This is a genomic window from Wenzhouxiangella sediminis (genome assembly GCF_003410055.1).
Taxonomy (GTDB): domain Bacteria; phylum Pseudomonadota; class Gammaproteobacteria; order Xanthomonadales; family Wenzhouxiangellaceae; genus Wenzhouxiangella; species Wenzhouxiangella sediminis.
Map to the genome: position 1 here is coordinate 1 of NZ_QUZK01000045.1, position 26526 is coordinate 26526.

Sequence of the window (26526 nt, forward strand, 5' to 3'; positions counted from 1 at the left end):
CCGGGACCTCCCCACCGAAGGCGCCAACCGATGGAAGGCCCCGGCTCAAGGCCGGGGCGACGATGTGGTTATCTTTTCCTGAAACCTGAAACTGACCCGAAGCGTCATCCCGGCCGCAGCGAAGCGTCGTCCCGGACCCCGCAATCCGACGCGAAGCGTCGTCCCGGACTCCGATCCGGGACCTTCCAACCAAAGGCACCAATAGATGGAAGGCCCCGGCTCAAGGCCGGGGCGACGATGTGGTTATCTTCTCCTGAAACCTGAAACTGACGCGAAGCGTCATCCCGGACCCCGATCCGGGACCTCCCAACGCCGCGCCAGCGGCCTACCCCCGCTCCACCGAAACCTCCTCGGCCTCGATCAACTCGGTCAGGGGCAGGTCCAGCCGCCCGGCCAGGGTCACCGGCTCCACCCACGGCGTGGGCTTGATGCGGCACCAGCCGTCGCGGCCTTCCTGCTTGACGTAGAGCAGGGCCTTGTCGGCAAGCGTCACGGTCTGGTGCCAGTCCAGGGCCGAGGGCGTGTCGCGGAAGGGCGGGTACTCGGCCAGGCCCATCGAGGCGGTCAGGCGCAGGATGCGGCCGCTGTCGATCACGAACTCGTGAGTGCCGATGGCCTCGATGATGCGCGTGGCCACCCGAGGCACTTCCTCGGCCGGCATCGGCCGGAACACGATCAGAAACTCCTCGCCGCCCCAGCGCACCACGTAGTCGCCGGTGCGCACCAGGTCCTGAAGCAGCTGCGCGAACTGCTGGAGCACTTCGTCGCCCACGTCGTGACCGTAGCGGTCGTTGAACTCCTTGAACAGGTCGATATCGACGATGGCGAAGGCCATCACGGAACCGCTGAACTGCGGCTTGGAAAGCTCGCGGTGGAAGTGCGCCAGGTCGGCCGGCAGCTGGGACTGGAGGTAGCGGCGATTCCACAGACGAGTCAGCGGATCGGTCATGCTCGCCGTTTCCAGGCGGGCGCTGTAATCACGCAGGTGTTCATTGGCCACGCGCAGTTCCTCGGTGCGCTCGGCCACCGTGGCCTCCAGCTCGCGCCGGTGGCGCTGCAGTTGCCGCAGCCGGTAGTTGAAGCCCAGCCAGATCAGGAACAGCACGATGAACAGCATCAGGGTCTGGAACCACACCGTCTCCCAGACATAGGGCTGGATGCGGAAGCTCAGCGCAGCCGGCTCCTCGATCCAGACGCCGGCGTTGTTGCTGGCGCGCACCTGCAGCGTGAACCGCCCGGCCGGCAGGTTGGTGTAGATCGCCTGGCGCTGCATCGGCTCGTCGAGCCGCTGCCATTCGTTGCGGAAACCTTCCAGGCGGTACTCGAGTTGCACGCTGGTCGGGTCCTGGTAGCTCATCACCGCAAAGCCGAAAGCCAGGTCGCGATGGTCGGCCGCCAGATCGAAGGACTCGCCCGGCTCGATCGAGCGCCACTGGCGCATTACGCGAACCCGGTCGACGTGCACCAGCGGCGGCTCGGGATTGCGGTGGATGCGCTCGGGCACCAGGTGCACGATGCCGCCGCGGGTGGGCAGCCAGAACTCACCGTCGTGCATGAAACCCTTGGCGTTGCCCGCGCCGTTGCAGCAATAGCCCTTCTGGGCGCCCGGCACGTCACCGCGCTCGTGCAGCACCATCCGCCCCGGCAGCGCGTCGATCTCGCCGTCGATGTAGCGCTGGATCGAGTCGAGTTCCAGTTCGTAGATGCCCCGGATACCGGCCACCCAGAGCCGGCCGTCGGCTTCACCCAGCGCAAAAGGGCTGTTGACCGGCAGGCCGTCGTCTTCGTCGAACTCCTGCCACGTCCCGTCGCGGCCCACGTAGAGCTTCTCGTCGAGCGTGCCCACCACCATGCGCCCGTCCGACATTTCCTGGATGGCCGTCACGTCGCGGCCCTCGGCCACGCCGCGCATCTGCAGGAAGCGCCCGTGGTGCCAGTACAGCAGCCCGCGCCGCGTGCCGGCCAGCAGTTCGCCGTCCCGGGTCTCGTAGAGCAGGCGCACGTCGCGACCGCCCAGGTCGCCGCTGGGCGCCATGCGGTGCATCGCCTCGCCGTCCCATCGCCAAACGCCTTCGGTGGTGGCCAGCCAGTACTCGCCGTCGCGCGGAATGATGCCGTTGACCTGCGCGCTGTCGAGCACGCCGAAGGCCGGCGGCTTCTCGACGCGGGCCTGTTCGCGGTTCCACCAGTACAGGCCGGTTCGCGTGCCCACCCACACCCGCTCCTTTTCGGGCAGCAGGGTGTAGGCGTGCGGATGCGGCTGTTCGCTGCCGGCCACCAGTTGCTCGAAGCGTCCGTTGCGCATCACCGCCAGGCCGTCCATGGTGCCGGTCCAGACGCTGCCCTGCTCGTCGCGCGCTACCGACCACACCAGGCTGTTGTGCAGCCCCTCGGGCTTGTCGTAGCGGAACACCCAGCCGTTCCACAGCCGCGCCAGGCCGTCCCAGCGCGAGCCCAGCCAGAGATTGCCCTCGTGGTCCTCGGCGATGGCCAGTACGCTGCCGTGCGCGTAGGCCGTTTCGTCGGAGATCGACTCGACCAGCTCCCGGCCCTGAATGCGCAGCAGTTGCCCGGCCGCGCCCAGCCAGAAGTTGCCGTCGCGGTCGACGTGCAGGGTCTCGATCACCAGGTCCTCGAGACGACCGGGCACTTCGAAGCGCTGCCAGGCCTCGTCTTCGTCGAGATAGAGCAGGCCGCGCGTGGTCGCCGCCCAGATCCGGCCGTCGTAGTGGGCGAAATCGTTGACCAGCGCCGAATCGAGCGCCCCGTCCAGCGGAATCGCGCGCCACTCGCCGTCGCGCAGGACATGAATCACGCCATAGCCGCCGGCGAAAATCCTGTCGTCGTGTGTGAACACCGAGCGCAGCGGATCCCCGGGATCGCCGGCGAGCTGCTTGAAGGCATCGCCGGCCAGGCGCATCAGGCCCTGGTCGGAGGCCAGCAGGAGCTCGCCGTGCATCGTCTCGGCGAACTGGAAGACGTCGATCTCGCGCCCGAAACCGTCGTCGACACCGTGAAAACCGCCGTCGCGAAACACCGCCGCGCCCTTGTAGGTGCCCGTCCAGATGCGGTCCTGCGAATCGACGAACAGCGCCTGGATGAACATGCCCGGCATATCGGGCGAGGAACGCGGATCGTAGCTGGTGAAGCGCACGCCGTCGAAGCGCGCCACGCCGGCCTGCGTGCCTGCCCAGATATAGCCGTCCGGCCCCTGCACCAGGGCGGTCACCGAAATCTGCGGCAACCCCTCCTCGATGCTCCAGGTGTCACGAACGTATTGGTGAAAGGCCTTGTCGGGCGCCAGGGCATGTGCCGGCAGGCAACCCAAGGCCGCAACGATGCCCGCGAAAACCGCCAGCAATGACGCGAAAAACCGGACCAACCCTGGCTCCCCTCCAGACCTGTTGACCCCCTCACCCCGGCTGCCAAGCCGATGGATTGAGCATACCCCAAGCGGGAATCCCGCGCGAGGGCGCGGGGGAGGTTTCAGGGTTGAGAAAGGTTTCAGGTTTCAGTGTTCAGGTTTCAGGGGCGGGCGCCGATAGGCTTGGTGGGCGGCTTCGCCGCGAAAGCTTCCCACTCCGTCGTCCCGGCCCCCGAGCCGGGACCTTCCCACCGAAGGCGTCAACCGATGGAAGGCCCCGGATCAAGTCCGGGGCGACGAAGTCGATTGTTTTTCCTGAAACCTGAAACCTGAACCCTGAAACCTAAAGCAAGCGACTAAAGCTTGCTTTCCAACTCCGGCACCAACTCGAACAGATCCCCGACGAGCCCCAGATCCGCAACTTCAAAGATCGGCGCTTCGGGGTCCTTGTTGATGGCCACGATCGTGCCGGCGTCCTTGATGCCGGTGAGGTGCTGGATGGCGCCGGAGATGCCGATGGCGAAGTACAGGTCCGGCGCGATGATCTTGCCGGTCTGGCCCACCTGCAGTTCGTTGGGCACATAGCCGGCGTCCACCGCCGCGCGCGAGGCGCCCACGGCCGCGCCCAGCTTCTTGGCCAGCGAGTAGATGATGTCGAAACCCTCACTGGATCCCATGGCACGGCCGCCGGAGACCACGATCGGCGCGGTCGACAGGTCCGGGCCTTCGCCCTCGCCGCCTTCGACGCCGATCCAGCGCGTGTGGCCCGGGTCTTCGGCCTGGGCATCGCGCGATTCGATCTCGGCCGAGCCGCCCTCGCCCGCGGCGGCGAACGACGCCGTGCGGATGGTGGCGACCACCGGCTGACCCTCGTCGACCTTGACGGTGACGATGGCGTTGGAGGCGTAGATCGGGCGCTTGAAGGTGCGCTCGTCGATCACTTCCTGGATGTCGGAAACCTGGTTGACGCCGATCAGCGCTGCCGCGCGCGGCAGCACGTCCTTGCCGTAGGTGGTCGACGGCATCAGGATGTGGGAATAGTCCGCAGCCAGCGCCTTGATTTCCGGCGCCAGGCGCGCGGCCAGGAAATGCTCGAAGTCATCATGGTCGATGCTCAGCACGCGCGTCACGCCCTCGAGCTTCGCGGCCTGTTCGGCCACGCCCGACGGGTCGGCGGCAAACACCGCGATATCGATATCGGAAACACCCAGGCCCAGCGCCCCGGTCAGGGTCTTGGCCGTGGCCGGGCTCAGGTTCTCGCCGTCGTGTTCGGCAATGATCAGTACTCTGGACATTACAGCAGCCCCTTCGACTTGAGTTCGGACACCAGCTCGTCGACGCTCTCGACCACCTTGCCGCCGCCGCGCTGCGGGGGCGGTTCGTAGGACACGGCCTCGATGCCGCCGGCGCGTTCGACGCCCAGGTCTTCCAGCGACAGGGTCTCGAGCGGCTTGCGCTTGGCCTTCATGATCTCGGGCAGCTTGACGAAGCGCGGCTCGTTCAGCCGCAGGTCGGAAGTCAGCACCGCCGGCAGGTCCACCTCGATGGTCTCCAGGCCGGAATCGACCTCGCGCGCCACAGTCGCCTTGCCGTCGGCCAGCTCGACCTTGGAGGCGAAAGTGGCCTGCGGCCGGTCCCACAGCGCGGCCAGCATCTGGCCGGTCTGGTTGGCGTCGTCGTCGATCGCCTGCTTGCCGAGGAACACGATGCCGGGCTCTTCCTTCTCGACCAGCTTGAGGAAGGTACGCGCGGCGGTCAGCGGCTGCACGTCGCCATCGGCCGAAACCTGGATGGCGCGATCGGCGCCCATCGCCAGGCCGGTACGCAGCTGCTGCTGCACCTCGTCGCCGCCGATCGAGGCCACGATCACCTCTTCGGCCTCGCCACGCTCCTTGATCCGCAGCGCCTCTTCCAGCGCAATCTCGTCGAACGGGTTGATCGACATCTTCACGCCGTCGGTCTCGACACCGCTACCGTCGCTCTTGACCCGCACGCGCACGTTGTAATCCACCACCCGCTTGAGGGTGACCAGAATCTTCATGGGCGTCTTCCTGTTTGGGCTCGAAACTTGGGAAGCGCACATTGTAACGGCTTGGCGTTGAAGAAGGTTTCAGGTTTCAGTGTTCAGGTTTCAGGCGGCACGTTGGGGGATGCGGGGCGGCTTCGCCGCGAGGGCTCATTGACCGCCGTCCCAAACGGATCAACCACGACGACCCCATCCACATCCTGGCCGCTCTGGAGATCTTCCGACAGTAGGTAATCGCAGCGCAGGTGGCAGGCGGCGGCGAGGATCATCGAATTCCACCACGAGAACCCGTATCGATCCTCGATGGACCAGGCTTGCTCGAGCACTTCCGCCGACACGTCTAAGGGGCGCCAGGTCAACAGGTCGCGGATGTCTGCGCGGGCGTCCTCTCGAGACAGCCCGGGATTCAGGCGCCGGGTGACGACCTGGTAATACTCCTTGAGCACCTGTGTGCTCAGCCGGCCGGTTCCAGTGGTCCAGAGGTGCTCCACCCACTCGCGCGCTCGGCTGTGTCTGGCCGGCTCACTACAGTCGCGCGCGTAGACGAAGACGTTGGTGTCAACGAAGTACGTCGCGGTCATAGAGACTCTCGCGCGTGGGATAAGAATCTTCTGCACGCTTCATTCGCACCGGCGCGCGCCCCAGAAACCGTCGCCCCGCCGTCTCGAAGCGCTCTTCGAGCTCACGCCGCTCGCGCAGCATCTCGCCGACCAGCCTGGAAACACTCGTCCCCCGCCGCGCCGCCTCGATCCGCGCCCAACGGGCCGTCTCCTCATCAAGCGTAATCGTCACGTTCTTCATACACACGAATATAGTGCAACACGAATTTCGTGTCCATCGCCACCCAGGCCGACGCGAAGCATCATCCCGGCCCCCGCAAGCCGACGCGAAGCGTCGTCCCGGCCGCAGCGAAGCGGAGAGCCGGGACCTCCCCACCGAAGGCACCTGAACCGACGCGCAGCGTCGTCCCGGACCCCGATCCGGGACCTCCCCACCGAAGGCGCCAACCGATGAAAGGCCCCGGATCGAGTCCGGGGCGACGGCGTAGCCATGTTTTCCTGAAACCTGAAACCTGAAACCTGAAACCTGAAACCTGAAACCTGAAACCTGAAACCCGAACCCTGAACCCTTTCTTGAACCTAGCCACCCACCAACCGCTAATGTATTCTGTATGCGGCAAAAGGGTGATAACCAGGCAACACCGAGGGGCAGACCATGCAATATCAACGCCTGTGGCGGGCGGTTTTCTGTCGACCCAGCCAGGAGCGGCGGGCCGAAGCACACCTGGAAAACCAGGGTTTCGAGGTTTTCCTGCCGCGCATCCGAATGCGCACCCGATCGCGCGGGGGCTCGCGCCTGCGCGTCATGCCCATGTTCCCGCGCTACCTGTTCGTGAACCTTCGCGCCTACGCCGAGGACTGGAGCACCATTCGCTCCACGCGCGGCGCCATCGGCCTGGTGCGATTCGGCGACCGCGTTCCGACCGTGCCAAGCGAGTTCATCGACTACCTGATGGAAACCCACACCGACCTCGGCGCCGTCGACATGAGCCGCGCGATGGAAATCCGGCCCGACGACGAGGTCGAAATCACCGACGGCGCCATGGCCGGCCTGCGCGCCGTCTTCCAGGCCAAAAGCGGCCAGGACCGCGTCGTCGTCCTGCTCAAACTGCTCGAGCACGAAAGAAAAGTCGAACTACCGGCCGATACGATTCGGAAGGTGGTTTGAAGATAGGTTTCAGGTTTCAGGGTTCAGGTTTCAGGAAAACCAACGGCACACCCGATGTAGGAGCGGCTTCCAAGCCGCGATGCCAGGGGCAATGGGGCTTTGCGATCTGGAGATCGCTCCCACAACCCGGAGATCGCTCCTTCGGTTCGATACCGCTCCAAACCCAGCCCCCAGCCGCGATACACTTCAAAAATAGACGCGTTCAGCAAGGGGCAACGATCCGGACGACCCTCTAAGCTTTCATAGTGGCACTCCGCCCCCCTGAAACCTGAACTCTGAACCCTGAAACCCAAAAATTTTTCAGGAGAAAAATCTTTCATGTGCGGAATCGTAGGCGCCACCTCGGCGCGCAACATCACTCCCATCCTTCTCGAAGGCCTGCGCCGCCTGGAATACCGCGGCTATGACTCCGCCGGCGTTGCCGTGCTCGAAGGCGAGGCCATCGAGGTGCGCCGCGCCGTCGGCAAGGTCCAGGCCCTGGCCGACGCGCTCGAAGCCGATCCGCTGGAATCGCACACCGGCATCGCCCACACACGCTGGGCCACGCACGGCAAGCCCACCGAGGCCAACGCCCATCCGCACCGCTCGGGCCACCGCCTGGCGGTGGTGCACAACGGCATCATCGAGAACTACGAAGCACTGCGCCGAGAACTGAAATCCGCCGGCTTCCAGTTCGCATCCGAGACCGACACCGAGGTGATCGCCCACCTGATCGCCCGCGAGATGGACCAGCACGACGACTTCGCCAAGGCCTTCTCGCACGCGGTGGGGCACCTGGAGGGCGCCTACGCCCTGGCCGCGGTGACGCCCAGCGATCCCGAGGCGCTGTACCTGGCGCGCATGGGTTCGCCGCTGGTCATCGGCATCTCGACGGAGGAAAACTACATCGCCTCCGACCCCCTGGCCCTGCTGCAGGTCACCGACCGCTTCATCCACCTGGAAAACGGCGACCTCGCCCGCGTCGACCGCCAGGGCGCGCACCTGTTCGACCTCAAGGGCAAGGAACTGCAGCGCGAACCCGAGCGCTTCGCCCACGAAGACCAGGTGGCCAACAAGGGCGACTACCGCCACTTCATGCTCAAGGAGATCCACGAGCAGCCCGAGGCCGTGGCCAACACCCTGGCCGACAAGCTCGGTTCTCACGGCGTGCTCACCGAATCCCTGGGCCCGGAAGCCAACGCCATCCTGCCGAAGATCGAGAACATCCACATCATCGCCTGCGGCACCAGCTACCACGCCGGTCTCGTGGCGCGCTACTGGATCGAGTCGATCTCCGGCATCCCGGTCAACGTGGAAGTCGCCAGCGAGTACCGCTACCGCGAGCCCGTCGCGCCGCCCAACACCCTGTTCATCGGCATCTCGCAGTCCGGCGAGACCGCCGACACCCTGGCGGCGTTGAGATTCGCCAAGGAGAACGGCTACCTGCAGACCCTGGCGCTGTGCAACATGCCCGGCTCCACCCTGGTGCGCGAATCAGGCCTGCGGCTGCTTACCCAGGCCGGCATCGAAATCGGCGTGGCCTCCACCAAGGCCTTCACCACCCAGCTCACCGCCCTGTACTGGCTGGCCCTGGCCCTGGGCCGCGCCCGCGGCCGCCTGGACAAGGCCGACGAGGAAAAAGCCGTCGCCACCCTGCGCGCCCTGCCGCGCCACATGGAAGTCGTGCTCGAGCTCGAAGACGAGGTCAAGCACATCGCCGAGGAATTCGTCGACAAGCAGCACGCCCTGTTCCTGGGCCGCGGCACGCACTACCCCATCGCCCTGGAAGGCGCGCTGAAGCTCAAGGAAATCAGCTACATCCACGCCGAAGCCTACCCCGCCGGCGAACTCAAGCACGGCCCGCTCGCCCTGGTCGACGAAGACATGCCGGTCGTCACCGTCGCCCCCGACGACCACCTGCTGGGCAAACTGCGATCCAACCTCGAAGAAGTCCGCGCCCGCGGCGGCCAGCTGATCAACTTCATCGCCGAGAACGTCGACATGCAAGCCGGCGAAGGCGTCATCAACCTCAAGATCCCCGGCATGAACGACGGCACCAGCCCCATCATCGCCACCCTCCCCCTCCAACTCCTCGCCTACCACGTCGCCCTGCTCAAGGGCACGGATGTGGACAAGCCGAGGAATCTGGCGAAGTCCGTAACCGTTGAGTAGGTGAAGACGGGGTTGGGAAGAAGGTTTCAGGTTTCAGGTTTCAGGAAAAACACACCAGGCGTCGCCCCGGACTTGATCCGGGGCCTTCCGTGGATTGGTGCCTTCGCTTGGGAAGTCCCGGCTATGCGCTTCGCTGCGGCCGGGACAACGGATTGGGTTTTCCGGAACCCCGAACACCCCGCCCCAAAACCCTCGCGGCGAAGCCGCCCACCACTGGTCGACGGATGCCGCCTGAAACCTGAAACCTGAAACCTGAACCCTGAAACTGACGCGAAGCGTCGTCCCGGCCTCCGAGCCGGGACCTCCCCACCGAAGGCACCAACCGATGAAAGGCCCCGGATCAAGTCCGGGGCGACGCCGTAGTTGTTTTCCTGAAACCTGAAACCTGAAACCTGAAACCTGAGACGCGCAGCCGCCCACAATCGCGGACGGCTGCCAAGTCGGAAAACGCCGCCCCAGCGGCCGCAGGTCAGTTCCTCTGGAAAGTCGTCACCATATTCGCCGGATCGGCGATGGAATAGCCGGTTTCGGTGGCATTGTTCGGTGCATACACAGCTGCCGGGTCGTTGCCCGCCGAATTGTTGCAAGCGCCGTTCACATAGTCGAAGTACGACGCGTAGGCGAAATCAGGCGTGGCGGCCGCGTCGTCCACGTAGTACACCGTGCCGCTGGCCTGGAATATCTCGCCCGGAAGCGCGACCCCGCCAAAGCCCGCATCGGCATAGACGCGTACCGTTCCGGTGCAATTCGCCCCCGAATACAGCAGATAGGCTTCCTTGAGCGCGCCGTCGATGATCTCGAACTGATAGTTTGTGTTCGTCAGGAAGGCCAGACCGTCGCCGGTGTAGCCGATGTAGGCCAGGTCCTGCGAGGCATCGTCGATCGAGGTGCCATTGATGAGCACGTCGAAGTTGCGCCCGGACGGTCCCGTCGGGCCGGTCGGGCCGGCTGCACCCGTCGGCCCCTGCGGACCGGTCGGGCCCTGGGCGCCGGCGGGACCGGTATCGCCCTGCACACCTTGCGGCCCGGGCGGGCCCATGGGACCGATCGGCCCCGGCGGTCCGGGCAGGCCCATGGGACCCATCGGACCCATCGGCCCGGTATCGCCCGTCATTCCCTGCGGTCCGGTCGGCCCCTGAGCGCCGGCAGGGCCGGTATCGCCCTGAATCCCCTGCGGTCCGGTCGGGCCCGTCGGACCGGCAGGACCGATTGGCCCGGTCGGGCCCTGAACACCCTGCGGCCCCGTCGGGCCCATGGCGCCGGTCGGCCCCATTGGGCCCGTCGGGCCCTGCGCACCGGTGGGCCCCGTCGGGCCCTGCGCACCGGTCGGCCCCGTGGGGCCCATCGGACCGGTCGGGCCCGTGGGACCAGTCGGCCCGATTGCAGCGGTGGCGGTACACGGCCCGAGCACACCGGTGCCGGCCTCGAAACACAGCACGGAAGTCTGCTCGGTATCACCCTCGATGCCCGGCAGGATCAGCGTGCCATCGTCGTTGACTTGCAGATAGACGGTGTTGCCCGCCGAATCCTGGATCTGCACCGTGCCGCCCGGCGGCGCCTGAACGACCACGTCGTTCTGCGCGCTGGCGTTGTGGGCGAACAGGGCGGCGGTCATGGCTGCCGCCAGCGGGGTATAGCGCAAGGCTCGTTTCATGGAATCAATCCCTCTTTAAATCGATACGGGTCAGGCGCCGCCGCGGCGCAATAGCGCCACGCCGAAGAACGCCAGGATCAGGAGAATCAGGCCACCCAGCGACAAGGTGGGCACGGCCAGGATGCCGATGCCGAACCAGCCGAAGGCATTGCCGGTGCCGCCCTGGTTGCTCTGCTGGGGCGCCAGGTGCTCACCCGTGGCGTGAACGTCGGAAACCCCGACGTTGGAAATGTTCTGGCTGCCGCCGCGCTCGAGCACCAGCTCGGCCGCCTGCGGTGGATTGCTGCTGCGGATCTGCACCGGCGAGCCGCTGCCCTGGATGGTCAGCGAAGAGAGCACGCGCTGAGCCTGCCCGCTTTCGAGCACGAAGGCGCCGCCGGCCGAACTGGTCATCGACAGCGCATGGAAGGTCGAACTACCGCCCACCTGCGCGGTGGAACCGGTATCGTCGAGCAACTGCACCGAACCGGTGCCGGCATTGAAGCTGCCGTTGTTGATCCAGTCGCCCAGCACTTCGAGCGGACCGCTGCCGCCCTCGAGCGTGCCGTTGATCAGGACATTGCCGGCACCGAACACCGAGCCGCCGGCCACGTTGAACTGCCCGTCGATGGCCAGGTCGCCGCCGCCGAGATCGATTGTGCCCTGCCCCAGGGAAATGGAACCGCCACTGCCGACGGAAACACCCGCCCAGCAAGGCGCGGCAACCGACAGAGCGAGCGCGGTCGCCAGAATCAGAAATCGCTTGGTCAAGACTATCCCCTTGCGTTGAGTACCCTCTGCAATAAGACTATCCGAACCGACTCGACCAGACAAGACAACACGCAACAGCATGGCGGCCGCCCGACAACCCGACATCTGCCTGGTAATGATCGTGCGAGACGAAGCGCACGTCATCGAGCGCTGCCTGAAGTCCGTGCGCCCGCTGATCACGCGCTGGTGCATCGTCGACACCGGGTCGGCCGACGACACCGCGCAGATCATCGAGCAGGCCCTCGCCGACCTACCCGGCGAACTACACCATCGCCAGTGGGTCGACTTCGGCCACAACCGCAGCGAAGCCCTGGCGCTGGCCCGCGGTCAGGGCGACTGGCTACTGCTGATCGACGCCGACGAGGAACTGATCGTCGAAGACGACTTCGCCATCCCCGACGAGGCGCGCATCCAGGCCTGGCAGATTCGCCAGCGCCCCGGCGGCGGCAACGAGTTCTTCCTGCCGCGGCTGCTCCAATCCGGGCATCCCTGGCGCTTCGAGGGCGTGCTGCACGAACACCTGGCCAGCGACGAGCCCTTCGAACAGGCGCCCATCGAAGGCCTGGCGCAAGTGGGCCACTTCGACAGCGCGCGCAACCGCCAACCCAAGCGGCAGAAATACCTGAAGGACGCGGAAATTCTCGCCCGGGCCCTGGAGACCGAACCCGATAACGCTCGCTACCAGTTCTACCTGGCCCAGAGCCTGCGCGACGCCGGCGAAGACCAGCGCGCCCTGGCCGCCTACCGCAAACGCGCCCAAATGGGCAGCTGGGACGAAGAAGTCTATTGCGCCTTCTACGAGGCCGCCCGCGCGCTCGAACGCATCGGCGCCGCCCATGCCGAAATCGTCGAAGCCTACCTGGCCGCCTGGAACCAGCGCCCGCAACGCGCCGAACCCCTGGTTGAACTCGCCCGCATCCACCGCCAACGCAACCAGCACGCCGCCGCCCACCTCTTCGCCCGACGCGCCGCCGCCACCCCCCGCCCCGACGACATCCTCTTCGTCGACGCCGGCGCCTACCAATGGCGAGCCCACGACGAACTTGCCGTAGCCAGCTACTGGCTTGGCGACACAGAAACCGCCCGAACCCTCGCCGAACAACTCCTGAAAAACCCCAACCTCCCAGAAACAGAACGCCCCAGAATCCAAAAGAATCTCCAGTTCTTCCAAAACCCCTGAACCGACGCAAAGCGTCGTCCCGGACTCCGATCCGGGACCTCCCCCACCGAAGGCACCAACCGATGGAAGGCCCCGGCTCAAGGCGACGCACAGCGTCGTCCCGGACCCCGATCCGGGACCTCTCAACCGAAGACGCCAGCTTAGAGAAGGCCCCGGATCAGGTCCGGGGCGACGAAGTCAAATGTTTTCCTGAAACCTGAACCCTGAAACCTGAAACCTACCCACTCCATTGACACCCCAATCCCAGCTGCCTAAACTGAACCCGGCGCTGGAAAAAACGGGGGGACTTCCGAGTCCAGCGTTTTTCCTATTTCAATCAGAACATCCGCATATTCATCCCCCCGGTGTTACGCCCGGGTTTGTTCAACCTTGAACAAACCCCGAAAATTGCACACAATGAAGCTTTGCAAAACGTAGCGAGCGGGCGGCTGACGGTGGCCGCCGGAACGCAGGGACCGGAGTGTATGTAGAAATACATGAGGATCCCGAGTACCGCCGGACGCCGTCAGGCGCACGCGCAGTAGTTTTGCAGAGCTTCATTTCCGAGGGCCATTGGGGCCGCACCCAATGGCGGTAGCGTGCCCGAAAGCCCTTCCCCCAGTCCCGAAACCCGTTTCCAGATCCTCCGCGCCCTGTCGCGCCATCCGGAAATGACCCAGCGCGAGCTCGCCGGCGAGCTCGGCATCAGCCTGGGCAAGGCCAACTACTGCCTGCGCGCCCTGGTCGACAAGGGCCTCATCAAGACCGCCAACTTCCGGCGCAGCCAGCACAAGGCCCGCTACTTCTACCAACTGACGCCACACGGCCTCAAGGAAAAAGCCGGCCTGACCAAACGCTTCCTCAAACGCAAGATCAAGGAACACCAGGCCCTAACAGAAGAAATCGCCCGCCTCCGCGAAGAAATCACCGGGTAGGCGGATGCCGCGGAGGCACGCTGGTTGTCGCTTGACAACCCCCTTTAAGTGGCCTCACTATACGGATTGAGAAAGAGCCACCCCAACAAAGAGATCGAGCACGCCATCAGGCATGCCGAGTCACAAGGATGGCGCATCGAGCTGAGCAAAGGCGGCCACTGCTGGGGCCGAATGTTCTGCCCATACAACGACCCTGAGTGTCGCTGTGGCGTTTTCTGCATTGCCAGCATCTGGTCGACGCCGAGAAACCCGGCGGGCCACGCGAAACAGATTCTTCGAGTGGTCGACAAATGCACAGGATCGGATGAAGAGGAGCCAGACTCATGATGTACAACTTCTCACTGATCTACAGGCTTCCTGAGAAGCTCACCGAAACGGATGAGTTGATCGAGACCCTGGCAGAAGCGGGCTGCGACGATGCGATGATCGGCCTTGGGCACCCGGGCCGCATCGCGCTGGAATTCGATCGCGAAGCCAACAGCGCAATGGATGCCGTGAACTCCGCCATGCGTGACGTCGAGTCCGCACTTCCAGACGCAGAGCTCATCGAGGCGACCCCTGACTTGGTCGGCCTGACTGAAATCGCCGAAATCGCAGGCATTTCGAGACAAGCGCTGCGCAAGCTCATGCAGTCAAGGCACGACTTCCCGCGCCCGGCACATTGCGGCAACCCGTCCCTCTGGCACTTGGCGCCCATGCTGGATTGGCTCGATCATGAAAGGCGGTACGAAGTCACCGAGGCACTACGCGCCATATCCCAACAGACGCTTCGCCTGAATACGCAAATTCAGAACCAGCAAGCCCAGATTTACGCACCGCAACAAACCGCAACAGCCTGAAACTCGCTGACTCAGAAGAGCTACCTGAAGGCTTCGACGAAATGGGCCGCAATCAATTCGAACCGGGGGCGCTTTGACGTCAACACACTCTCCGGCAAAGCCAAAGGCGAGCCGAGCCTCATTTTCCGGAACCCCGAACCCGGAACCCCTGGTTTTTCTGAACCCTGAACCCTGAACCCTGAAACCTGAAACCTGAAACCTGAAACCTGAAACCTGAAACCTAACCCCGTGCCCAACCCGCACCACCACCCAACCGGCCACCAGCGCCCAGTCGAAGCCCCCGATGTGGACCTCGACCTAAGCCCCAGCCACCTCTGCGACCTGGAGCTGCTGACCAACGGCGCCTTCACCCCGCTGACGGGCTTCCTGAACCGGGCCGACTACGAATCCGTGCTGGCCGACATGCGCCTGGAAAACGGCGCCCTGTGGCCCATGCCGGTGATGCTCGACATCCCCGAGACCACCGCCACCCGCCTGGACGCCGGCCAGACCCTGGGCCTGCGCGACCGCGAGGGCGTGCTGCTGGCCACCCTGACCGTCGGCGACATCTGGCAGCCCGACCTGAGGGCCGAAGCCGATGCCGTGTTCGGCACCACCGACAGCAACCACCCCGGCGTGGCCCGGCTGCTCGAGCGCACGCATTCCTACTACGTCGGCGGCAGGGTCCACCTGGTCCAGCCGCCCCTGCACTACGACTTTCCGCACCTGCGCCACACCCCGGCGGAGCTGAAAGCCCTGTTCGAAAAACGCGGCTGGGAACGCGTCATCGCCTTCCAGACGCGCAACCCCATGCACCGCGTCCACCAGGAGCTCACCTTCCGCGCCGCGCGCGAGATCGAGGCCAACCTGCTGATTCATCCGGTGGTGGGCCTGACCCAGCCCAACGACGTCAACCACTACACCCGGGTCAGGTGCTACGAGCACATCCTCAAGCGCTACCCCGAGCAGACCACCGCCCTGTCGCTGCTCAACCTGGCCATGCGCATGGGCGGCCCCAGGGAAGCCCTGTGGCACGCGCTGATCCGCGCCAACCACGGCTGCACGCACTTCATCGTCGGCCGCGACCACGCCGGCCCGCGCAACCCGGCCACCGGCGAGGGCTACTACGGCCCCTACGACGCCCAGGAACTGATCACCGAGCACCGCGACGAGATCGGCATCGAGATGGTGCCCTTCCGCGAAATGAAGTACCTGGAAACCCGCGCCCAGTACGTCCCCGTCGACGAGATCGGCCCCGACGACCAGGTACGCGAGATCTCCGGCACCGAAGTGCGCCGCCGCCTGAGCGAAGGCCTGGACATCCCCGAGTGGTTCAGCTATCCGGAAGTCGTCGCCGAACTGCGCCGCACCCACCCGCCGCGCGCCCAACAGGGCTTTACCGTGTTCTTCACCGGCCTGTCGGGCTCGGGCAAGTCCACCCTGGCGAATGCATTGCAGGTCAAGCTGATGGAACTGGGCGGGCGCCAGATCACCCTGCTCGACGGCGATATCGTGAGAAAGAACCTCTCGAGCGAGCTGGGCTTCTCCAAGGAACACCGCAACCTCAACATCCTGCGCATCGGCTTCGTCGCCAGCGAAATCACCAAAAACGGCGGCATCGCCCTGTGCGCCCCCATCGCGCCCTACACCGCAACGAGACGCGAAGTGCGCGAAATGATCGAACCCCACGGCGGCTTCATCGAAGTCCATGTGGCCACGCCCCTGGAAGTGTGCGAACAAAGAGACCGAAAAGGCCTCTACAAGAAGGCAAGACAAGGCATCATCAAGGAATTCACCGGCATCTCCGACCCCTACGAGGAACCGGAAAACCCCGAAATGCAAATCGACACCACCGAAATGCACCCGGAAAAAGCCGTCCAGCAAATCCTCCTCAAACTGGAACACCTGGGCTACCTCGCTGTCGATACAAACCCATAACTCGTAGGATGCGTGAAGCGCAGCGCAACGCATCACCCCGGCAAAGCCGCAGGCGAGCCGAAGAGAAGTTCCTGAAACCTGAAACCTGAAACCTTCGCCCACCGGCGACACCAATGAACCAAAAAACCAAAACACCAAAAAACCAAAACACGCGCTCGCAACGAACGTACTCGTTGCGGAAGCAAATGGTCGTCACCGGCGGCGCCGGCTTCCTCGGCAGCCACCTCATCGACAAGCTGATCGCCCAGGGCCACGACGTGCTGTGCATCGACAACCTGTTCACCGGCACCAAGGACAACATCCGGCACCTGCACAACCACCCGCATTTCGAGTTCAAGCGCCACGACGTGACCTTTCCGCTCTACGTCGAAGGCGACGAAATCTGGAACCTGGCCTGCCCCGCCGCGCCCGTGCACTACCAGCACGACCCGGTGCAAACCACCAAGACCTCGGTCCACGGCGCCATCAACATGCTGGGCCTGGCCAAGCGCCTGAAATGCCCGATCTTCCAGGCCTCCACCTCGGAAGTCTACGGCGACCCCACCCAGCACCCGCAAACCGAGGACTACTGGGGCAACGTCAACCCCATCGGGCCCCGATCCACCTACGACGAAGGCAAACGCTGCGCCGAGACCCTGTTCTTCGACTACCACCGAGAACACGGCCTGGCCATCAAGGTCGCCAGAATCTTCAACACCTACGGCCCGCGCATGCACCCCAACGACGGCCGCGTGGTCTCCAACTTCATCATGCAGGCCCTCCAGGGCGAAGACATCACCATCTACGGCGAAGGCAGCCAGACCCGCTCCTTCTGCTACGTCGACGACCTCATCGACGGCTTCATCAAGCTCATGAACAGCCCCGCGGACATCACCGGCCCCATCAACCTGGGCAACCCCAGCGAAATCACCATCCGCGAACTGGCCGAAACCGTCATCGACCTGACAGGCTCCAAGAGCAAACTCGTCCAGGCCCCACTCCCGGCCGACGACCCCGTCCGCCGCTGCCCCGACATCACCCGGGCCAGGGAAAACCTGGACTGGCAACCCAAAACCGACCTCAAAACCGGCCTACGCCACACCATCGAATACTTCGACAAACTCCTGGCCGACAGCCAGGCGGCGGCCGGACCGGCGGCTTGAGCGAAAACCGTTCCAGACAATAGAACAGTCGTGCTAGAATTTAGAACACTATGGATCCGGCAGCATCAGTACTGTTCGGCAAGACACGACAAGCCGTGCTCTCGGCCCTGTTCGAGCGGGGCGCCGAGGGCATCTACGTGCGCGAACTCGAGCGGCAGACCGGCATCAGCACTGGCGCTCTGCACCATGAGCTTCGCCAACTCATGCAGGCCGACCTGGTGGAAAAAAACAAGGACGGCAATCGCGTCGTCTACCGCATCAATGACTCGCACCCGATCTACACCGAGCTGCGAGGGATCATCGAGAAGACATGCGGCGTCCCCGCACAAGTCCGAGCGGCACTCGGCGACCTGGAATCCGACATCGAGTTCGCGGCCATATTCGGTTCCACGGCCCGCGGTACAAGCCACGCCGGCAGCGATATCGACCTGCTTCTGGTGGGCGAATTGACCCAATCGAAGCTGATCGACCGCATCCAGCCCCTTGAAGAGCGGCTCCACCGAGAAATCGGCTTCCGCCTGTACACCCGGGACGAATTCAACAAACGGCGACAATCAGACCCGTTCCTCACCCGAGTACTGTCCAGACCGCTCATCCCGATCCTCGGAACAATCGATGACGGCCAGGAAGAGGCAATTTCAGGAGCAAGTCTCCATTGAAAATGGAGAGGTCGGACGTAGCCATGAAATACGCGATTGTCGTTGAATCTGCACTCGGCAACTACTCCGCCTACGTCCCTGATCTCCCGGGGTGCGTCGCCACAGGAAAGACCGTGGAAGACGTTGAACAGCAAATTCGCGAAGCAATCGAGTTCCATCTGGAAGGCATGCGAGAAGACGGCGACCCCATCCCGCCTCCGAGCAGCCACGTCGAGTATGTGGACGTCGCCTGACAACTCGCTCAACGCGGACGCCGGCGAAGCCGGCGCCGGTTAGCTCCAGTTCAAACATTTCGACACCTGGGTTCAATTGGTGCATGACCCCCATAACACGCTTTCAGGACATCCAGGCTTGGCAGGAAGCCCGAACACTGGTCTCCCAAATCTACAAGGCCAGCCAGTCAGGCCAGCTCGCAAGAGATTTCGGCCTCAAGGACCAGATACAACGATCGGGCGTATCCATCATGGCCAACATCGCCGAGGGATTTGGCCGTCGAGGGCGCCAGGAATTCGTTCACTTCCTCAAAATCGCGAGGGGCTCGTGCTCCGAAGTCCAGTCACACCTCTACGTTGCACTGGACAACGGTTCCATTGACGAACTGACGTTCCAGGACCTGCAAGCCCGCTCCGAAACAGTAGGCAGAAAGATCTCAGCCTTCATCGCACACCTAAAACGAACCACCAGTTGAAGGCGACAGGCACAGACCAATGAACAGCCACCCACCAAAAAACCAAAACACCAAAGCACCAAAAAACGGGCCGATCCTAGTAACGGGATCGGCGGGCTTCATAGGCTCCCACGTAACCCGAAGACTCCTAGCCGACGGACATGCCGTGGTCGGCCTAGACAACCTAAACGAATACTACGACCCCAAACTAAAGTCGGACCGCCTGGCCCTCTTCGCCAAGCACCAGAACTACAAACACGTCACCGGCGACCTGGCCGACCGAGACCTAATCGAAGCCGTCTTCGACAAACACCAACCGAAGCGAGTTGTCCACCTGGCCGCCCAGGCCGGCGTGCGCTACGCCGCCGAAAACCCGCACGTCTACGTCAGCTCGAATGTCACCGGCACTCTCCACATCCTGGAAGGCTGCCGCCAAACCGGCGTGGAACACCTGGTCTTCGCCTCGACCAGCTCCGTCTACGGCGCCAACACCAAAATGCCGTTTTCCGAGCACGACAGCACCGAACACCCGCTAACCCTGTACGCGGCCACCAAGAAAGCCAACGAGATGATGGCCCACTCCTACGCCCATCTCTACAACATCCCCAGCACGGGCCTGAGATTCTTCACCGTCTACGGCCCCTGGGGCAGACCCGACATGGCCCTGTTCCTGTTCACCAAGGCCATCCTGGCCGGCGAACCGATCAAGGTCTTCAACCACGGCAAACACAGAAGAAGCTTCACTTATGTGGATGACATCGTAGAAGGCATAGTCAGAATCCTCAAAAAACCGCCAAAGCCGACCGAAGACTCAACCAAAACACCAAAAAACCAAAGCACCAAAACACCCGACCCTGCGTCGAGCCGGGTCGCCCCCTACCGCATCTACAACATCGGCAACGAAGAGTCTGTAGAGCTAATGCGCTACATCGAGGTGCTGGAAAAGGAGCTGGGCAAAAAGGCAAAAATGGAAATGCTCCCCCTACAACCCGGCGACGTCCCCGACACCGAATCGGACGTCACCAACCTGACCGAGGCCATCAACTACAGCCCCCAGGTCAACGTAGAAGAAGGCGTAGCCAACTTCGTCAAGTGGTACCGCGACTACTACAAGGCTTAAAGACCGAAAAAGCTCCGCAGCCCCGTAGGATGCGTGGAGCAAAGCGCAACGCATCACCCCGGCAACGCCGCAGGCGAGCCGAACTTTGTTTTCCTGAAACCTGAAACCTGAACCCTGCAACCTTGTAAATTTAATGAAAAAAGCACTACTCACAGGAGTCACCGGCCAGGACGGCGCCTACCTAACCGAACTGTTGCTGGAAAAGGGCTACCAGGTCCACGGCATCAAGCGGCGAGCCTCGCAGTTCAACACCCACCGCATCGACCACCTCTACCAGGATCCGCACGAGCCCGATCCGCGGCTGGTGCTGCACTACGGCGACCTGACCGACTCCACCAACCTGATCCGCGTCGTCCAGGAAGTCCAGCCCGACGAAATCTACAACCTGGGCGCCCAGAGTCACGTGGCGGTGTCCTTCGAAAGCCCCGAATACACCGCCAACAGCGACGCCATGGGCACGCTGCGGCTGCTCGAGGCCATCCGCATCCTGGGGCTGGAAGACGAGGTGCGCTTTTACCAGGCCTCCACCTCGGAGATGTTCGGCAAGGTGCAGGAAACGCCTCAGCGCGAGACCACGCCCTTCTACCCGCGCTCGCCCTACGGCGCGGCCAAGCTCTATGGGCACTGGATCACCGTCAACTACCGCGAGTCCTACGGCCTGTACGCCTGCAGCGGCATCCTGTTCAACCACGAATCGCCCCGGCGCGGCGAGACCTTCGTCACTCGCAAGATCACCCGCGCCCTGGCGCGCATCTACTTGGGGCTCGACGACTGCCTGTACCTGGGCAACCTCGACGCCCTGCGCGACTGGGGCCACGCCCGCGACTACGTGGAAGCCCAGTGGCTGATGCTGCAGCAAGACCAGCCCGAGGACTTCGTGATCGCCACGGGCGAGCAGCATTCGGTGCGCGATTTCGTCAACGCCGCCGCCGCCCGGCTGGAGATTCAGATCGACTGGCGCGGCAGCGGCCCGGAAGAGCACGGCGTGCTCGCCAGCGCGCCCGAGGACTGCGCCACCAAGCCGGGCACCCGCATCGTCGCTGTGGACCCGCGCTACTTCCGCCCCGCCGAGGTCGACACCCTGCTCGGCGACCCGAGCAAGGCAAAGGAAAAGCTGGGCTGGCAACCGAAGACCACATTCGACGAACTGGTCTCGGAAATGGTGGAAAAGGACCTCGAACGCGCCCGGCGCGATGCATTGATCGAAAGCGAAGGCTACCGCGCTTACCGCTTCAAGGAATGACCATGGACCAAAACAGCCGCATCTTCGTCGCCGGCGGCCGCGGCATGGTCGGCAGCGCCATCTGCCGCGCCCTGGCCGCCAAGGGCTTCGACAACGTTCTCGCGCCCACGCGCGACGAGCTGGACCTGGGCAATCAGGCCGCCGTGGCCGAGTGGTTTGCCCAAAACCGGCCCGAATACGTCTTCCTGGCCGCCGCCAAGGTCGGTGGCATCCACGCCAACGACACATACCCGGCCGAGTTCATCCATGACAACCTGGTCATCGAGACCAACGTGATCCACTCGGCCTGGCAGAACGACACGAAAAAGCTGTGCTTTCTCGGCTCCTCGTGCATCTACCCCAAACACGCCCAGCAACCGATGAACGAAGATCAGCTGCTCACCGGCCCGCTGGAACCGACCAACGAGTTGTACGCCATCGCCAAGATCGCTGGCATCAAGCTGTGCCAGGCGTACCGGCGCCAGTACGGCTTCGACGCCATTAGCCTGATGCCCACCAACCTATACGGCCCCGGCGACAACTTCCACCCGGAAAACTCCCACGTGATCCCCGGCCTGATCCGGCGGTTTCACGAGGCCAAACAAGAAGGCCGCGAAAAAGTCGTCATTTGGGGCACCGGCACGCCGAAAAGAGAATTCCTCCACGTCGACGACCTGGCCGATGCCTGCGTTTACCTCACGCAGAATTACTCCGACGAACAGTTCGTCAACATCGGCGTCGGCGAGGACACCTCCATACTGGAGCTCGCCAAACTGATCGCCAAGGTCGTCGGCTACGAGGGCAAAATCGAAACTGACCCGAGCAAGCCGGACGGTACGCCGCGCAAGTTAATGGATGTATCAAGAGCGCACGAGCTGGGTTGGCGCGCAGCGACCGGTCTAGAGGAGGGCCTTAAAGAAACCTACGAGTGGTTCCTGGAAAATCAGAAGGCAGCGCGGCTTTAGGAGTTACGGAAGGTTCATCCCCAAAATGAAGTAGTTGCGTATTTATCCGACAGTCGCCCCTGCTGAGAGCTAGTCAGGGGCGACCACCGGGGTCTCCGGTAGACTCTATTGTATCCCGACAACGCATAGACAAGGAGAACACCCGATGACCATCGTTTCACAGAGCACCAAGAGGAAGCTTTCTTTGCTTCAACTGGCCCAGGAACTCGGCAACGGCTCGAAAGCCTGCCAGTCACGGACTACCACCGAGACACCTTCGACGAGGTCCAAAAGGCCTTCAAGGTTGGCGGTGTCGCCGCCCTGGTCGAGCAGCGCCGCGGACCCAGGAATCCGCACCCAAACCGGGTGCCGGAAGCGACCGAGAAGCGCATTCTTGAGTTCTGCCTGGCCAAGCCGACCTACGGCGCCCAGCGGGTTGCCAACGACCTGCGGCTGGAGGGCGTGGACGTCAGCCCTTCCGGCGTGCGCGGCGTCTGGCTGCGTCACGATCTGGAGACTCGATACAAGCGCCTGCTGAGGCTGGAAGCCGAGGCCCAGGAGCAGACCTTCGTCCTGTCCGACGAGCAGATCCGGCTGCTGGAACGCCATTCTCCGGAGTTCCGGATGCGCCACGTCGAAACCACAGCGCCCGGCGAGCTACTCAACCAGGACACGTTCTACTGGGGCCAGCTTAAGGGCGTGGGCAAGATCTACGTCCAAGTCGTGATCGATGCCTTCTGTTCCCTCGCCTTCGCCAAGGTTTACACATCGAAGATGCCGATCACCGCGGCCGATTTGATCTACGACCGCGTGCTGCCGTTCTACGATGCACTCGGTGTCACCATCCAGGCCGTCCTGACCGACAACGGCCGGGAGTTCTGCGGGAAGCCCGAGGGCCATCCCCACGAGCTGCTGCTGGCCCTGCACGACATCGAGCACCGCACCACCAAAGTCAGGTCGCCGCGAACCAATGGTTTTGTAGAGAGGATGAACCGCACGCTGCTTGACGAGCACTTCCGCATCAAAGGCCGAGAAAACTGGTACGAATCAGCCGACCAAATCCAGGCCGATCTCGACGAGTTCCTGGCCTTCTACAACCTCAAGCGCACCCACCAGGGCTATCGATTGAAGGGCCGAACACCGGCTCAGGCACTGCGCGATGCGTTGGGCCGAAAGAAGTTGCCGCCGATCGTTCCCAAGGAACCTACAACCGAGGTTGCTGAGGCGGCATAATCGGAGCTATCGCAGACCCCGAGTGTCGGGTAATTACTCAACTTGTACAGCCCCAAAACCCCGAATGAACCACTCAATCAAAGCCGACACGCTAATTCAGTTGCCTGGTAAAGATAGATTCCTTGCACGCAAATTCATTCAGGCCCTCGGCCTGCGCATTTGTGTCCTCTTGGTTGGCTTCGCGACATCCGTGCTCCTAGCACGAATCCTGGGCCCAACTGAATTTGGCTACTATCTCTTTGCTTTTTCCTTGATGACACTGATTGCTATTCCTGTTCAAGCCGGAATGCCAATGCTTATCACCAAGAAGCTCCCCCAATATGATCATGGAGAGCAACACCCGCTGATAAAAGGTCTCTTGATACAGTGCGCCTTCCTGATCGTTATCTTTTCCGCCATCGCCATTGCTGGGATAAACACCTTCAACCTTTGGTGGTTCAGAACTTCAGGCGGCTATGAAGGCATGGAAGTCGTAGTCTGGGGTTCACTGCTTATACCGTTAATTGCTTTTGCGACGCTCTCAGGCGCCGCGATCCGCTCGCTACAAAGGCATTTCGTAGGACAGGCAGTAGAGACGGCTCTCCGCCAAGCCCTTCTGTTAGCCTTGATCGGCAGCCTTAGCATAATATTTAACAGCGCATTCTCGCTTGACGCCACGCAAGCAATGATTCTCCACATACTTGCAGGCTTGGCAACAGCGCTAATTGGCTGGCTCGCCCTTGCCCACACTTTCACCTTTGACTGGCACAAAGTATCAGTCCATTTCAAAACCCGACAATGGCTCAAAAACCTGGCCCCACTTGCAGTCATCGCGGGTATGACAGTGATACTCGGAAAGACCGATATCATTATGCTCCGCATTTTAGCAGGAGCGGACGAGGTAGCCCACTATTACGTTGCGGCTCAATTTGGAATGCTCGTTTTTATTTCCGCCCAAGGCGTACGTCTGGTTAATGGACCACTCCTTGCCCGCGAAGCGAAAACTGGCAACCGCCCCTATATGCAACGGATATACAGCCAAGGAGCGCTGTTCGTATTTCTGACGACGATTCCAACGGCAATGATCCTCATTCTATTCGGACGCCCTATCATCGAACTTATATTCGGCGCCCCATTCATTGCTGCCTATGCAGCAGTCATCGTTTTTTCAGTGGGATACATGCTGCAGGCCTTGTTTGGAACAACGGAAATCATTCTCAAAATAATGGACCACGAGGCGACCATAGTGCGTGCGTTTGCGGTTGCGATTGTTGCCAACATACTCATCAACGCTATATTAATCCCACCCCTTGGGATATTCGGCGCGGCGCTCGCATCAATGACCGTCACCATCGCCTCGAAACTATATCTGTCACTGCAGATCTATAGAAAGATTGGTATCAGAGCATTCGCAATCATTCCGAGGGCGTCGCTTAGTGGGCCAGGCCAATGACTATAGCATTCCATCAGCAAAGCCCAAATCCCCAACTGCCTACTTCAAAGGCCATTAAGGGTCAGAAATACCTTACAAACGCCGCGTTATCGACGTCATTAGTAGCGATTGTAACGGCATTTATTTGGCTTAGTGCAATAGAGAGCTCCTCGGCACTGGTGAACACGATGAATGCTTTAGTGCCACTATATTTCCTGCTATTCTTCTCTATTTTTGGCTATCACATTCTACGCACCGACGCGACGTTAATCTGGACTCCCATTTTCCTATTTCTCGCCTATACCGCGTTGTTCAAAGGGCTCGGCCCGCTTGTTTATGTCTTTGGTGATTCAGAAACAACAGCCGCCATTGAACATGGATTGTGGGCTCGTACCGATGCTGAACAACTCCAAACCAATTTATTGAACTCTGTTGCAACCGCAGTCATTCTTTCAGTGATGGCGTTACTGCTGCGAACGCAATGGGCTCGGCGCATAGCCCTCGGGGAACCACGCAAACATATTTCGGACCGCAGCGTACCAATTGCAACTGTAGCTATCGTCTTCCTCTTGCTTGGCGCAATTATCCGCTACATATTTATTTTGCCGTATTCGTTTGGCATGACAGACTCTGTCCCGCCTGGATTAGCTATGACCTTTGGAAACCTGATTGATCTCGGGTTCGCGCTAATCGCTTACCTGGCAGCCACGCGTCGCGGTCGCTGGATGATCTTGTTCTGGATTCTTTTCCCACTACATGCAAGCACTCTCTTCCTCGAGTTCCGCAAATCTACCGTTGTTCTGGCTCTCCTACTTCCGGCCTTCACAGCCTTCCTTGCTCATGGAGACCGGAAGCGTCTTTCTGCCTGGTTAATTGCCACGTTGATGATCTATTCTGCAATGACACCGATCGCCAATTACGGTCGCGCGGAGATCGTTGAGAGGGGTGGAAACAATGTGTATAGCGCTACGTTCGTTGAACGTCTGGAGATCCTCCATCATGCGCTAACTCGAGACCGGGAAAGTATAATTAAAAACCGCGGGGGCGGGGAGCAGGCTAGCTGGCTGCGGCTTGACTACTCTGGCCCGATGGCCTTTGCAATGAACTCTTATGATCGTAGCTATACTAACCCAACCATCAAGGATGGGCTATGGCGCCTTGTCCCACGCGCCGTGTGGCCGGACAAGCCCACGATATCTGGGCCGGGCCGGGACTTCTATCAACTTGTATCTGGTACGGATCGACAAGCGCGCGTCGGAATCACGTACTACGCAGATGCATATTGGAACGGGGGATGGCCTATGGTAGTCGTAGTTTCGTGCCTGATTGGATTATTCTTTGCCATAGCAAGTGCGTACGCTTTGCGCTGGATTCGTACCAAGAACTTCGTGATGTTCCCCGCGATTCTCTTAGTCGCAGATTTCGCACTGCGCGGCCTCAATGGTTGGGTCCAGAATGGCTTTGCTCTAATCCCTTACCTGCTGGCCTATGCCCTTTTTATCCAAACGCTCCGTCTTTTCTATATTCACAAAGTCAAAAGAAACCTTGCTGCTGATAGGTTAAGCGTAGAACCGCATGCTAATCCCAGACCTTGAATGCGTCTTC

At 62.2% G+C, this 26526-nt stretch carries 21 protein-coding genes and 2 pseudogenes; 16 read left to right on the top strand and 7 right to left on the bottom strand.

Going from position 1 to position 26526, the window contains the following annotated elements; genetic code table 11:
* Positions 1-325: 325 nt before the first annotated feature.
* From DZC52_RS12135 to DZC52_RS12155, 5 genes are all read right to left on the bottom strand, one after another.
* Positions 326-3382 carry a ligand-binding sensor domain-containing diguanylate cyclase gene (locus DZC52_RS12135; RefSeq protein WP_147307690.1) on the bottom strand — a complete coding sequence of 1019 codons (3057 nt, stop codon included), beginning with the start codon at positions 3380-3382 and terminating at the stop codon, positions 326-328.
* 338 nt (positions 3383-3720) lie between these two features.
* Positions 3721-4659 carry an electron transfer flavoprotein subunit alpha/FixB family protein gene (locus tag DZC52_RS12140; RefSeq protein WP_116651418.1) on the bottom strand — a complete coding sequence of 313 codons (939 nt, stop codon included), beginning with the start codon at positions 4657-4659 and terminating at the stop codon, positions 3721-3723.
* Positions 4659-5405, bottom strand: a complete 747-nt coding sequence (locus DZC52_RS12145; RefSeq protein ID WP_116651419.1) for an electron transfer flavoprotein subunit beta/FixA family protein — start codon at positions 5403-5405, stop codon at positions 4659-4661. The genes DZC52_RS12140 and DZC52_RS12145 overlap by 1 nt, the downstream gene beginning before the upstream one ends.
* A gap of 83 nt (positions 5406-5488) precedes the next feature.
* The gene (locus DZC52_RS12150) at positions 5489-5971 is read right to left on the bottom strand and encodes a PIN domain-containing protein (RefSeq protein ID WP_116651420.1); all 483 of its coding nucleotides are present in this window, start codon (positions 5969-5971) and stop codon (positions 5489-5491) included.
* Positions 5949-6191, bottom strand: a complete 243-nt coding sequence (locus DZC52_RS12155) for a hypothetical protein (RefSeq protein WP_116651421.1) — start codon at positions 6189-6191, stop codon at positions 5949-5951. Before DZC52_RS12155 ends, DZC52_RS12150 begins: the two co-directional genes overlap by 23 nt.
* A gap of 414 nt (positions 6192-6605) precedes the next feature.
* Here DZC52_RS12155 and DZC52_RS12160 point away from each other — a divergent pair, with 414 nt between their 5' ends.
* Positions 6606-7118: a transcription termination/antitermination NusG family protein gene (locus DZC52_RS12160; RefSeq protein ID WP_116651422.1), complete on the top strand. Its 513-nt coding sequence runs from the start codon at positions 6606-6608 to the stop codon at positions 7116-7118.
* 318 nt (positions 7119-7436) lie between these two features.
* Positions 7437-9269, top strand: coding sequence for a glutamine--fructose-6-phosphate transaminase (isomerizing) (gene glmS, locus DZC52_RS12165; protein ID WP_116651423.1), 1833 nt, complete (start codon positions 7437-7439; stop codon positions 9267-9269).
* A gap of 469 nt (positions 9270-9738) precedes the next feature.
* Here the strand turns inward: glmS and DZC52_RS15865 are convergent, their stop codons facing one another.
* Positions 9739-10923 carry a collagen-like domain-containing protein gene (locus DZC52_RS15865; RefSeq protein WP_147307691.1) on the bottom strand — a complete coding sequence of 395 codons (1185 nt, stop codon included), beginning with the start codon at positions 10921-10923 and terminating at the stop codon, positions 9739-9741.
* Positions 10924-10953: 30 nt separating this feature from the next.
* Entirely contained in the window at positions 10954-11673 is a 720-nt protein-coding gene (locus DZC52_RS12175; RefSeq protein ID WP_116651424.1) for a hypothetical protein, read from the bottom strand.
* Between the two features lie 79 nt (positions 11674-11752).
* Here DZC52_RS12175 and DZC52_RS12180 point away from each other — a divergent pair, with 79 nt between their 5' ends.
* From DZC52_RS12180 to DZC52_RS12250, 14 genes and pseudogenes are all read left to right on the top strand, one after another.
* Positions 11753-12853, top strand: coding sequence for a glycosyltransferase (locus tag DZC52_RS12180; RefSeq protein ID WP_116651425.1), 1101 nt, complete (start codon positions 11753-11755; stop codon positions 12851-12853).
* A 578-nt stretch (positions 12854-13431) separates the two neighbouring features.
* Complete coding sequence (locus tag DZC52_RS12185; RefSeq protein ID WP_281268757.1) at positions 13432-13767, top strand: MarR family EPS-associated transcriptional regulator; 336 nt, start codon at positions 13432-13434, stop codon at positions 13765-13767.
* A gap of 323 nt (positions 13768-14090) precedes the next feature.
* Positions 14091-14606: a helix-turn-helix transcriptional regulator gene (locus DZC52_RS12195; protein ID WP_116651427.1), complete on the top strand. Its 516-nt coding sequence runs from the start codon at positions 14091-14093 to the stop codon at positions 14604-14606.
* Between the two features lie 294 nt (positions 14607-14900).
* Positions 14901-16523: pseudogene (locus DZC52_RS12200) on the top strand (bifunctional sulfate adenylyltransferase/adenylylsulfate kinase); the annotation flags it as partial.
* A 185-nt stretch (positions 16524-16708) separates the two neighbouring features.
* Complete coding sequence (locus DZC52_RS12205) at positions 16709-17665, top strand: UDP-glucuronic acid decarboxylase family protein (protein WP_425451397.1); 957 nt, start codon at positions 16709-16711, stop codon at positions 17663-17665.
* Positions 17666-17715: 50 nt separating this feature from the next.
* The gene (locus DZC52_RS12210; RefSeq protein WP_116651430.1) at positions 17716-18324 is read left to right on the top strand and encodes a nucleotidyltransferase domain-containing protein; all 609 of its coding nucleotides are present in this window, start codon (positions 17716-17718) and stop codon (positions 18322-18324) included.
* A 23-nt stretch (positions 18325-18347) separates the two neighbouring features.
* Positions 18348-18557: a type II toxin-antitoxin system HicB family antitoxin gene (locus DZC52_RS12215; protein ID WP_116651457.1), complete on the top strand. Its 210-nt coding sequence runs from the start codon at positions 18348-18350 to the stop codon at positions 18555-18557.
* 83 nt (positions 18558-18640) lie between these two features.
* Entirely contained in the window at positions 18641-19012 is a 372-nt protein-coding gene (locus tag DZC52_RS12220) for a four helix bundle protein (RefSeq protein ID WP_116651431.1), read from the top strand.
* A 19-nt stretch (positions 19013-19031) separates the two neighbouring features.
* On the top strand, positions 19032-20111 hold the full coding sequence (locus tag DZC52_RS12225; protein WP_116651432.1) for an NAD-dependent epimerase: 1080 nt from the start codon (positions 19032-19034) through the stop codon (positions 20109-20111).
* 133 nt (positions 20112-20244) lie between these two features.
* Positions 20245-21354 carry a GDP-mannose 4,6-dehydratase gene (gmd, locus tag DZC52_RS12230; RefSeq protein ID WP_116651433.1) on the top strand — a complete coding sequence of 370 codons (1110 nt, stop codon included), beginning with the start codon at positions 20245-20247 and terminating at the stop codon, positions 21352-21354.
* 2 nt (positions 21355-21356) lie between these two features.
* A complete protein-coding gene (gene fcl / locus DZC52_RS12235; protein WP_116651434.1) occupies positions 21357-22298 on the top strand; it encodes a GDP-L-fucose synthase in 942 nt (313 codons plus the stop codon).
* Positions 22299-22443: 145 nt separating this feature from the next.
* Positions 22444-23510: pseudogene (locus DZC52_RS12240) on the top strand (IS481 family transposase).
* 64 nt (positions 23511-23574) lie between these two features.
* The gene (locus DZC52_RS12245) at positions 23575-24942 is read left to right on the top strand and encodes a lipopolysaccharide biosynthesis protein (RefSeq protein WP_181918932.1); all 1368 of its coding nucleotides are present in this window, start codon (positions 23575-23577) and stop codon (positions 24940-24942) included.
* Positions 24939-26516 (top strand): hypothetical protein, encoded by a 1578-nt coding sequence (locus tag DZC52_RS12250; RefSeq protein WP_147307692.1) that lies wholly within the window; start codon positions 24939-24941, stop codon positions 26514-26516. The genes DZC52_RS12245 and DZC52_RS12250 overlap by 4 nt, the downstream gene beginning before the upstream one ends.
* Positions 26517-26526: the final 10 nt, after the last annotated feature.